We start from the raw sequence: 11,245 nt of genomic DNA, 5'->3' as shown, positions 1-11,245 counted from the left end.
CTAAACACTGCAGGCAGCCATTTCCGCTTCAAAAGCAATGCGAACGGTCTCGTAGGCTTGAGAAATCTGAGAGACAACGTCTGCAGATCCTGCCGTCGTACCTGAACGCCCGAGGGCTTCTGCCTCGGAACAGAAACTCGCCAGTTGTTTAGCACCAAGGTTGGCACTGGCTGATTTCAGGGCATGGGCTGCATCACTTAACCCATCTGGATCAGCGTCTTTGACGGCCTGATGCATTTTTTCGACTCGCCCCGGTGCATCTTCCAGATAGGTGTTTAACAAATCAGCAATGAGTAAAGACGCATGTTCCCCAGCGAGCTGGCGGAAACTATCCAATGCTGCGGGGTCAATAATGCTCGGATCCATTGAGGTTTCGGCCATCGTTGGTTGTTCCATGATTACGGTTGTTTCTTGAGACGCAAGAGTAGCTTGTATCTCGGGGAGAGGGGGAATGGAGGTGCTTTGAGGAAACGGTACTGACAGATTCTCTTCTAATTGGGGAATCTGTTCAGTCGCCTGGACCTGCTGGGTTGCTGTACTCCCCACTAAAACGGCAACGGGTTGAGAGCTTTCCGGTGCCATGGGCAAGTCTGGTGGAGTCGGTTCATTGAGGCTGACGGGCTGCAATGGTGCCACAGGAATAGGAGGAGGTGTTTCCTCAGGCTCCTCCATCGGTTGGCACCGACTGAGGACATCCCTTAGCTCGTTGACGCGGACGGGTTTGGTGATATAGGCATCCATACCCGCATCCAGACACATTTCTCGATCGCCCTGCATGGCATTGGCGGTCATGGCGATGATGTGAGGACGATCTTCAGGGGACCAGCGTTGGCAAACTTCTCGGGTTGCGGTGAGACCATCCATCTCTGGCATTTGCACATCCATGAGAACAACATCATAGGATTGCCGCTCTAAGGCTTCAATGACTTCTAGACCGTTGTTGGCAACGTCGGCTCGATAGCCCAATTGTTTTAAAATCAACAGGGCCACTTTTTGGTTGACCACCATATCCTCTGCTAAGAGGATGCGCAAGGGATGTTGATCACCTAGATTGGTGGGTTTTTCTTGAACGCCTGAGGTCTGCTCAACTTTAATCAGAGGGTTGTCTAGCACTTGGGAGAGGACGCTTTGAAGTTGAGCTTGCTGAACAGGCTTGTTTAAAATGGCCGAAAAATTAATGTCGCCAGCCCGGGCTCGGATGTCATCTTGTCCTAAAGAACTTAAGACCACCAGGGGTAATGTTTTACCGTTGGGCTCTTCCCGGATTTTCTGTGCCAAGGTCACCCCGTCCATCTCCGGCATTTGCATATCAAGGACGGCGAGGTCAAAATTTACACCTCGTTGCAGCCACTCTAAGGCTTTAATGCCGGACTTAACCGCACAAGTTAACATTCCCCAAGATTGAGCCTGTAGGGATAAGATCTCTCGATTGGTGGCATTATCATCCACAATCAAGAGCTGTTTGCCCGCTAACTGAATATCTGAGACTGCTTTGGGGCTGACATAGTTCGGAATCTCGGAGGCAGCAATGTTAAAGGAAAAGGTGGACCCGAGACTCACCTCGCTAGTGACCCATATTTTGCCCCCCATCAGTTCGCTGAGCTGCTTACTAATGGCTAAACCAAGGCCAGTACCCCCAAACTTACGGGTTGTAGAAGCATCAACCTGGGAAAAAGATTTGAATAAATGCTCTAACTTGTCCGGGGGAATGCCAATTCCCGTGTCTTTGACATCAAATTGGATTTCATAGGGGGTGGCTTCGGCGATCACTTCCAGGTCTGTATCAGTCCCCATATCTATAGTCTCAATGGGTTTTGAAGACACATAAACGACGACTTCCCCTTCGCCTGTAAACTTAATCGCATTGTTGAGCAGGTTGACTAAAACCTGACGTAGGCGAGTAATATCCCCCAGAATGGCGGTTGGCGTGGGTGGATTAATCAGATAAGCCAGCTCCAGATTTTTACCAGAGGCTTTCGATGCAACGATCAGCAAGGCTTCTTCAATACAGGTCCTGATTTCAAAGGGTTGCTGTTCAAGATCCAGCTTCCCTGCCTCAATTTTGGAGAAATCTAAAATATCGTTGATCAGGGTCAGTAAGGCATCCCCACTACTGCGGATGGTTTCGACAAAATCCTGTTGTTGTGTCTCTAAAGGCGTATTTAAGAGTAAACCAGTCATGCCAATGACTGCATTCATGGGGGTGCGAATTTCATGGCTCATATTGGCCAGAAATTGACTTTTGGCCTGATTGGCTGTCTCTGCTTCATGTTTAGCAGATTGGAGCTCAGAAACCATCTCCTCTAACTCCTGCTGCCGAGTCTCCAACAGGGAAATCATGCTGTCTTTGAGTTGGCCAATATTGAGAGCGGCTCGTTGGAGAACAACATTGAAGGTATCGATGACCTCAGCTAATTCATGGTTGCGATCGCATTCCAGAGAACTCAATTCCACCTGGCTAGGATCGCCAGACATGGCAACTTCAACTTTCCGTAACTCATCTAACAGCTGGTTGAGGGGACTGATAACCGTACGGCTCACAGCCTGTAGGGTAATAATCGTAAACGTAATCCAAATGAGCAGAATGAATCCGGCTAACTGTAGAGAGCTCGTTAGGGCTGCTGCCTGAATCTCTGTCCCGTCCAGCCTTAAAGATAATCGATAACCGGTATTCTCTTGCTGTGGCCAAGTAATATCGTAAGTCGATGACGAGTTGTTCCAAACCCTGGTTATGTCAGGATTAGAAAAATCTGGCAATGTAGGGGAAGTCCCAAACGTGACCCGTTTACTCCCATTTTGGTAGAGGGTGCCACCCATGACGTTTGACCCCTGCATGAGGGTCTCAGCCGTATCAACTAGCTGGTCTGGAGAGGACTTCGTGTTAGCGAAACTGGCCAAAGGGGTGATTGCGGTTAAACTTTGGGCTTCCAGTTGGCCTAGTTTGGCTTCTCTAATCCTGAAATAGGCCGGTACTAAAATGACAGCCTCGGCAATGAGGCAGCTTCCTAACCCCATAATGCCAATCTGACGACTCAGGGGAGAACGAAGGGGAGCTAAACATTGTTTCAGACCATCAATCAGGCTAAACTTTGATGAATTCAGCGGCTGCATTTTTTCGCTTGATAGATGTTAGTTGAGTATTAAAAAATATTCTTTTTTTAATAGTTATTTGATGTAAATGTTTACTGAGAAGGAAGTTGATTTCTAGAAAGACTTTCTTTGGCAAGAGAAAGCTTCTCCATTGCTGCATCATTAGCATGCCCTTATCGCTCCTAGACCGAACAATTTAGGCAGGGGTATCAGCCTTTACACTAAATCTAGCTAGTGCTTTGTCCGCTATCTTAGTCTTGCAAATTGAAGAGGAAAAAAATGCTGATTATGGTAGTTTTATCGATCCTGCTGGAGATGTAATGTTTTGAATGACAGGTGGGCTTACTAGGAGATAAATATTTGAATAGTTAGTCGCTAATTTAGCTCCAGAAAATCTGGCAAAATAGTACCAAAAGCCATGATTTACTCCGAAAAATTGTTCTTCCCCATTCTCTAGTTTTGGTGAGATGAGTCAGACCTTGGAAAAACGTACCCCGCTTATTTTAGTTGTCGATGACGATCGATCAACTCGAATTATTCTTCGCCTGATTTTGGAGCAAGACGGGTGTGAGGTAGTCGATGTTGAAAATGGTCAGCAGTGCCTGAATGCTTATCTCGCCCGCAAGCCTGATATGGTTCTGTTGGATGCCAAAATGCCAGTTATGGATGGATTTACCTGCTGTGCTGAATTGCAGAAGCTGCCCTTAGGTGCATCCACCCCTATTCTGATGATTGCAGGTTTAGATGACCAAGCCTCAGTTGACAAAGCGTTTGCAGCGGGAGCGATGGATTATGTGACAAAACCCATCCATCCCCCTATTCTGCGACGCCGATTGCGTCATTTATTAGAAGCAAGTTGGGCTGAGCAAGTTGTTCGGGATAGTGAAGCTCGCTATCGATCGGTGGTTGATCACTTAAAAGAGGTGATTTTCCAAATCAACCAAGAAGGGAATTTAGCATTTCTCAATCCAGTGTGGTCAGAATTAACGGGCTTTGTACGTGAAGAGGCCATCAACCATAGTTTGGCTGAATATGTCCATCCAGGTGATCGGCACCAGTTCAATCAGTACATTAATCAACTTTTTCACAGACAACAATCGGAATGTCGTTTTGATGTTCGATTTCTCCGCAAAGCGGGTAGCTTTGGCTGGATGGAAGTCTATGCTTGCGCTATTCCTGGGCCAGATGGCAAAATCGTCGGAATTTCTGGTTCCCTTGCAGACATAACAGAACGTAAATATCAAGATCAACGCTTGTCCGTTGAGCGAGCCACCACTCGAGTTTTGGCCGAAGTGGCAACCTTAAGCGAGGCTGTCCCCAATCTATTGCAAGCGATTAGCAAAAGTTTGGGATGGGAATATGGTGAGCTGTGGTTGATGGATGAGACTAACAACACCTTGAAATGTGTGGAAAGTTGGTTTGAACTAGAAGAAAAGATGGGCTCGTTTCAGGTGGCATCTAGCTCTGCTAATTTTGCCCTGGCCTCAGGCCTGATTCAACGCATCTGGACCCATGATGGTCCCCTATGGTTAACCGATAATGCCATTCATGATATTCATGCTAATTCGTTTCCCCAGGCAGGTATGCAAACCGCCTTTAGCTTTCCCATCCTAGAAGGCTATAACCGTTTGGGGGTGATGGTGTTTAGCAAGCGTGAACATCAAGCGATGGATGCTAGCCTATTAAAAATTATGGGGTCTATTGGCACTCAGCTTGGCGAGTTTATTATGCGTAAACGAGCGGAGGAAGAGGTCCAACATCAGCATGCGAAATTGCAGTCTGAGCTGGACCAGGCCGCTGGCTATGTCCAATCCTTAATTCCTCCACCCATGACAGGGCCCGTTTCGATTCAGCATCAATTCATCCCATCCAATCAATTGGGGGGAGATGTCTTTGATTACTATTGGCTAGACTCAGATCATCTCGCCATTTACTTACTAGATGTAGCGGGCCATGGTATCCGTTCCACATTACTCTCTGTTTCTGTGCTTAACGTGGTGCGATCGCAATCCTTGTTGGATACAGATTTCTATCAGCCCAGCTCTGTTCTAGATGGCCTCAATGAAGTCTTTCAAATGAATGAACAAGGGGATGACTACTTCACGATTTGGTATGGAGTCTATAACTGTAAGACCCAAAAATTAAAGTATGCCAGTGGTGGTCATCCGGCAGTGCTTTTGGCCTCTGCCCAGACGCCGATTCAGCCTTTGGAGGTTCGTAGTATTCCCATTGGTATGATGTCAGGCTTTCCCTACGATCAATTTGAATGCGATATCCAAGCGGGTAGTGCCATCTACCTATTCAGTGATGGCGTCTACGAAATTATGCAACCCAATGGCGAAGTATGGACCTTTGAAGGATTTATGACCGTTGTCTCCGAATACCAACGTCGGCAGTTTGACTCCCTCGATCCGCTTTTTCAGCAGATTCAACATATTGCTGGCAACAAGAGCTTTGAAGACGACTACTCCCTGATGAAAATCTCCTTTGACTCAGTTCAGCCCAAGCAAACCCTGCCACCAATGTCTTATGCAGCCCAGTCTGCTACACCGATGACTGCCAATCCCTACTAAAAAATCCAGGAACACTTGATATTTTATAGAATTGGGTTAACAGAAATCTGTTTTTTAGAACTCAGCTTGTTTATGATTTTGAAAAAATCTATCTAAATAAAAAGATAGACATTAAGCTAGACAACTCAAACAATTCCTGAGACATGATGTTAAACCTGGCCTTGACATACTAAGAACTAAGCCTGATTTACACCTTAGTAGTGTCATTTCTACCATGATAAGTACCCAGCTCAATGTAACTCCTTTGTCTCTGAATCGTGAAGGAGCTATCAACCAGCTTCCTTCTATTTTGGCGATGCAGCGGTTTCATGCTTTGAACGATCAAAGAAGTGGGAGCTTTATCCAGAAGATGCAAATATCTTCTACTTCTTTAAAGATGCTCAATCGGATTGTCGAGAAATTTCCAGCCCAGGACATCTATCAAATCGGTAAAGAATTAGGAGAGAGGGAATTTAGAGCATTTTATCTAGCCTTTGCCCCCAAGAATCCTTCCTTGCTCGATTTAGGTTGGAAGACAATTCTAGAGAAGTGGTGGGTTTATGCCTATTTGTCTGAGTACGGTAACGTTAATCTTGAATTAAGCCAAGAACAAAGTGATTATTTTTTTGTAACGTTTACCAATACTAAGATCCATCGCACAAAAGCGACAAAAAATAAGCCAGTATGCCCACTGGTTGCTGGCGTTCTAGCAGGATTCTTTAGCAGCTTGTCAGGGTATGAATATGAGGCCATCGAAACTGAATGCCATGAGAAGGGGCATCAAAATTGTACGTTTATTCTAGGGAACAGTGGCCTGGTTAATTCTGAAGCATTTTGGCAGGCAGTCCACGATATTCACTAAGCCATTCACTTGATATTGATGTATGGAAATATGATCACAGCACAATATTGAGCTAAATAAACTGTGATGTCAAAGCTCTACATTTTGTTTAGGAGTCCATATGCTTAGCCAATAGCTTTTTCGCCATGGGTTTATACAGTAGATAGAAAATAGTCTCGATATATCGGAGCATATCCTCTCTATTTTCCCTAGAAGTATAGTTCCAAAAACCATATATTTTGGCAAGAGATAGTAAGCGACTGGTGTGGATTTTCCAAGTGTAGGTGGTATAGACTCGCTCGATAGCTTGTTCTGAAATTTGTTGCCAATAGTCTGGATTGGTTTCACATTCCTTTGTGAACTCTAGCAATTTAGCGGCAATTTCTTCTGTATGGGTTGGGTTGATATAAAAACCATCGATACCATCTCGGATAATTTCTAATGGCCCCCCAAAACGTGTGGCAAAGGTAGGAAGTCCAGAAATCATGGCTTCTAAAACCGTTAAGCCAAAAGCTTCAAATAGGGCAGGTTGGACAAAGATACCTTTGTGATCGGCAATGACTCGATAGACTTCACCCGAATCTTGCTTGGGAAAGCGAACCCCTAACCAGCGAATTTTTCCATGTAAGTTGTATTGGTCAATGATTCGGTACAGACGTTCGATTTCGTTAATTTCTTCATGATCGACAGAATCACCCGTTCTCAGTTTTCCTGCTACCAGAATGAGGTTGTAGTGCTCCTGGAGTTGAGGATGCTGGCCAAAGCATTCTGCCAAGCCTGTTAAATTTTTGATCCGATCCAATCGAGCCATGGAAAACAGTGGAGGTTTTTCTGGGTCTTCTAAATAACCAAATACATGTTCAGGGTCTTCAAGGGTAAACAGCAACTCTTCCAGCCGATCTATATCTCCTGGTGTTCTCTCCTGGTGACGTGTGAAAGGGAAATAGACACTTTCATTGACGCCAGGGGGGACAACATTAAATTTAGGACTGAACAATTCTGCCCCATACACAACATGGTACAGATCGGGCATGGTGAAGGAGCGATAGCTTTCATACTGACCAATGGTATCGGGGCGACCTGCAATTTCTTGATAGGTACTGGTGACCACGAAATTCGCCGCATTCATAGCAATGAGATCGGCGGTAAACTGCATGGAAAAGTGATATTGCTCTTCTAGATCTTGCCAATACAGATTACTGAACAAATACTTCGATTTCTCTAGGGCATGGGCGACGTTGCATTGAGTCACTCCTAACCGACGAGATAGGAGAAAGGCGACTAAGTTGCCGTCTGTATAGTTACCAACAATCAAATCCGGCAACCCTCGGAATTCAGCCAGTAATTCCCGTTCCGCATCAATCGCATAGGTTTCTAAGTAGGGCCAAATTTCAAACCGGGAAATCCAGTTTTGGGTGTATTTGGGATTCAGCTCTCGGAAGGGAACTCGCAAAATCCAAACATTGTCGGTGGCATGAACTTTTTCGAGCCGCTGATTACAGAGGGTGCCTTCACTATTGGGAATCAATCGAGACAGGATAATGAGTTTGGGCTGAACTTCTAGAGTATCTAGACCTGCGAACTGTAGATCTTCTTGTAGCTGTTTCTCTAGGCTTTTGGCCTGATCGAGGACATAGACGACTTGCCCACCGGTATCGGGCCTGCCCAAAACTCCTTCTTGTCCAAAGTAGCCGTGAATCGAAACCAGCACGATCTTAAAGATCATGGGAATGCGAGAGATAAAGGCTTCTAAGACCTGATCGTCAGGAGAATCGATCAGCTCATCTAGCATTTCCAAGGTTTCTAAAACTCTGGCGGCGGTATTCCCCCAGCCCGGCTCGAATCCTAGTTCTTGAAAGTCAAATCTAAATTCGGGATAGGGCTGTTCTGGAGATAGCCCACCCACTAAGCCAATGGCTTGTTTTACGCACTCAGACAGCTGTTCTGGGTTTTGGATCCTTTGGTTAATGAGGAGTTGAGTGCCGTTGTAAGAATGGAGTTTGAGGAATGAGAAGAGGGAGAATAGCCATTGTTGAGGCCCCTCAAACATCTTGCTAGATAAGTATCGATTGAGATACTGAACGCCTCGACCAATATTCTTGGGATCTCGGATGACGGGAGAATAGTCGTAGAAGGGACGGAAATCGATTTCGAGGATGTCTCCATCTTGGGGATGGTAGTGCCCCACAAACCGATCGCGCAGGTCCAGTAGCTCATCAACCTGGATTTGCTCATAGACCAATTCTCGTGAATCTAAGCGGTAGGCTTCTTCAGAAGCTATTTTGGGACGAATAATCAGATAGAGATTTTCATCCTCGACCAGGATTTCTTGGGTGTAGTAAATCAGCTTCTGTAGGCGTGAAGAGAGCTGAAAGGCAGGGGTTTTCTTATATTTCTCGCAGAAGGTGTCAAATACGCTCAGAATGTCGTTGCGGAGTAAATAGCGCTCGGATTGATTATGAACTTCACTGGCAAACTGCCGCAAATCCGTTTTTTCGTCACTATTTAAGACCGCTTGAATCAACTGAGACATAAAGATGCTCCGGACATGGGACCTAGGACTATATTAAGTCTGATGGCAACAGACGTATCAATAGAGTTGTCAGGGGTTACGAATGTTAAACATTGTGGACATAAAAAAGGCTGACCCTGAGGCCAGCCTTTAGGATTTTTGGGAACGCGCAGAGAGATTAGTGATGGAGAACCAACTTAACATTGGCATTCTGGAGCTCAGGTCGCTTAATCTCTGACAATGTTTTAGTGACGGCGTACTTCTGATTGATGGAGTTAATGAGTTCTGTCTGATTATGCTTTTTGGCAACGCCCCATAGATCAGCAATCAGATCAAAGGAGCCATCAGTATTATGGGACCACCCCAAATCATATTCACCGTCTAAAACAGCAACGATGTCTGCCCGAACACGCTGGCCGTTATAGCCCCGTACATCGGCATTCGTTTTAACTTCAATACCGAGATCTTTCAGAGAAGACTTAAGAATTTCAGCTTCAGTGATCTTGGTGCGGAGAGTACTAAAGTGTGACATTGGATGTTCCTCCAGGAATTGAGATAACAACGTTTGGTTGGGATAAACCGCAACGCTGACAGAATTGCGGTTGGATGAACTAGCGTATAGCTAGTGGTTTCTCCTGCTGGGAACAGGAGAAAGCTTTTAGAACTCGAGCCGCTGATATTCTGCGACTGAGGCTGCTGCAGGACGGGCTCTTTGGCGAGCCCACTCCCGTAAAGCCATTACCTGCTCGGTCATTGTTTTGGAGAGAGGCAAGGTGGAGCGGCTGGCAGCAATAATATCAAGTTGGGTAAATTCGCGATTCTGGGCAAAGGCTTCATACATGGCAGCGATGACAACTTGTTCAATTTCAGCTCCCGAAAAGCCCTCGCAAACGTTTGCTAGCTCCTCTAGGTTAAACCGGGAAACGTCTCGACGGCGCTGGGAGAGATGAATATTGAAAATTTGCTGGCGCTCTTGCTGGGTCGGCAGATCGACAAAGAAAATTTCGTCAAATCGACCTTTGCGTAGGAATTCGCCAGGTAGCCGCTCAACCCGGTTAGCGGTGGCCATGACAAAGACTGGAGAGGTCTTTTCCTGCATCCAGGTTAAGAAAGACCCGAAAATTCGACTGGATGTACCGCCATCTGAATCTGCCGATCCGGCACCACCGGCAAAGGCTTTATCCATCTCATCAATAAATAAGATGGCTGGAGAAATGGACTCAGCGGTTTTAAGGGCGCTTCGCAGATTGGCTTCTGAACGTCCCACCATGGAGCCATCGTAGACACGTCCCATATCTAGGCGGAGCAGAGGTAAGCCCCATAATCGCGAAGTGGTTTTGGCAATCAAGGATTTTCCGCATCCAGGAACCCCCAAAATTAACATGCCTTTGGGCTGGGGTAAGCCATATTCCCGTGCCCGTTCGGTAAAGGCTTCCGAACGCTGGGTAAGCCAATGCTTCAGCTCTTCTAAGCCACCGACTGCATCAATGGTTTGATCACATTCGATATAGTCCAGAATGCCGTTCCGGCGAATCAGCTGTTTCTTTTCTGAGAGAACAACTTCCACTTCTGATTCGGTGAGTTGGCCGGTCGTTACTTTGGCTTTGCGGTAAACTTTTTCGGCTTCATCTTTGGTCAATCCTAGGGCTGCTTTCAGCAACTTTTCCCGTGCGGGTGTTCCTAAAGGACGACCGGTAAGGAGTAACTGCCGATCGAGAACGTCTTGCAGTTCTGCCAGGTCAGGAAAGGGATAGTCGAGTACGACCATTTCTTTCTCAAGTTCGAGGGGGACCTGATGAACGGGAGACATCAAGATAATGGTTTTATGGGTGTTTTTGAAGCTTGCGATCGCATCTCGTAACCATCGCACGACTTCAGCACTATCCAGGAACGGATGCAGATCCTTGAAGATAAAAATGGCATTTTGACGTTCCCCAATCGCTGACTGAATCGCCATCTGGGGGGAAACAGTACTGTGTTGGGTGGAACTGCGGGGTTGCCCATATTCAACAGTCCCCCGAGTCAGGGTCCAGACAAACACTTTCTGTTCCGGTTGCCTTTGAGCAATAGCAGCAATAGCCTCCTCTGCCCGTTCTTCCTCAGGAGTAACGAGGTAGATCAAAGGATATTGAGCTTGGATAAGAATACTTAGCTCTTCTTTCATGACCTTTGTCTCCCAATGCAGGGGGTTGATTACAGAGGATGCATGAAGTTGGACAAACAGCTACAAAGCCCTAAGAGTCTGAATAA

6 protein-coding genes are annotated in these 11,245 nt (G+C 46.2%); 2 read left to right on the top strand and 4 right to left on the bottom strand.

Annotation, left to right across the window (positions count from 1 at the left end):
• Complete coding sequence (locus I1H34_RS12840; protein WP_212665957.1) at nt 1-3,111, bottom strand: hybrid sensor histidine kinase/response regulator; 3,111 nt, start codon at nt 3,109-3,111, stop codon at nt 1-3.
• 458 nt (nt 3,112-3,569) lie between these two features.
• On the opposite strand from I1H34_RS12840, the gene I1H34_RS12835 reads away from it, so the two are divergent.
• Complete coding sequence (locus I1H34_RS12835) at nt 3,570-5,663, top strand: SpoIIE family protein phosphatase (RefSeq protein WP_249370075.1); 2,094 nt, start codon at nt 3,570-3,572, stop codon at nt 5,661-5,663.
• A 244-nt stretch (nt 5,664-5,907) separates the two neighbouring features.
• The gene (locus I1H34_RS12830) at nt 5,908-6,504 is read left to right on the top strand and encodes a 4-vinyl reductase (protein ID WP_249370073.1); all 597 of its coding nucleotides are present in this window, start codon (nt 5,908-5,910) and stop codon (nt 6,502-6,504) included.
• 88 nt (nt 6,505-6,592) lie between these two features.
• On the opposite strand, the gene I1H34_RS12825 is transcribed toward I1H34_RS12830, so the two are convergent.
• From I1H34_RS12825 to ycf46, 3 genes are all read right to left on the bottom strand, one after another.
• Entirely contained in the window at nt 6,593-9,016 is a 2,424-nt protein-coding gene (locus I1H34_RS12825; protein WP_212665954.1) for a sucrose synthase, read from the bottom strand.
• A gap of 157 nt (nt 9,017-9,173) precedes the next feature.
• Nucleotides 9,174-9,527 (bottom strand): DUF1257 domain-containing protein, encoded by a 354-nt coding sequence (locus I1H34_RS12820; protein WP_212665953.1) that lies wholly within the window; start codon nt 9,525-9,527, stop codon nt 9,174-9,176.
• Between the two features lie 126 nt (nt 9,528-9,653).
• Complete coding sequence (ycf46, locus tag I1H34_RS12815; protein ID WP_212665952.1) at nt 9,654-11,159, bottom strand: stress-responsive protein Ycf46; 1,506 nt, start codon at nt 11,157-11,159, stop codon at nt 9,654-9,656.
• Between the last annotated feature and the right edge of the window lie 86 nt (nt 11,160-11,245).

The organism is Acaryochloris marina S15 (genome assembly GCF_018336915.1).
In the GTDB taxonomy this organism is placed as follows: domain Bacteria; phylum Cyanobacteriota; class Cyanobacteriia; order Thermosynechococcales; family Thermosynechococcaceae; genus Acaryochloris; species Acaryochloris marina_A.
This window is presented reverse-complemented; position numbering and strand designations above follow the sequence as displayed.

Excerpts from the sequence above, each read along its gene's own strand:
- I1H34_RS12820 (WP_212665953.1), bottom strand. The coding sequence starts at position 9,527 with ATGTCACACTTTAGTACTCTCCGCACCAAGATCACTGAAGCTGAAATT.
- I1H34_RS12825 (WP_212665954.1), bottom strand. The coding sequence starts at position 9,016 with ATGTCTCAGTTGATTCAAGCGGTCTTAAATAGTGACGAAAAAACGGAT.
- I1H34_RS12840 (WP_212665957.1), bottom strand. The coding sequence starts at position 3,111 with ATGCAGCCGCTGAATTCATCAAAGTTTAGCCTGATTGATGGTCTGAAA.
- ycf46 (WP_212665952.1), bottom strand. The coding sequence starts at position 11,159 with ATGAAAGAAGAGCTAAGTATTCTTATCCAAGCTCAATATCCTTTGATC.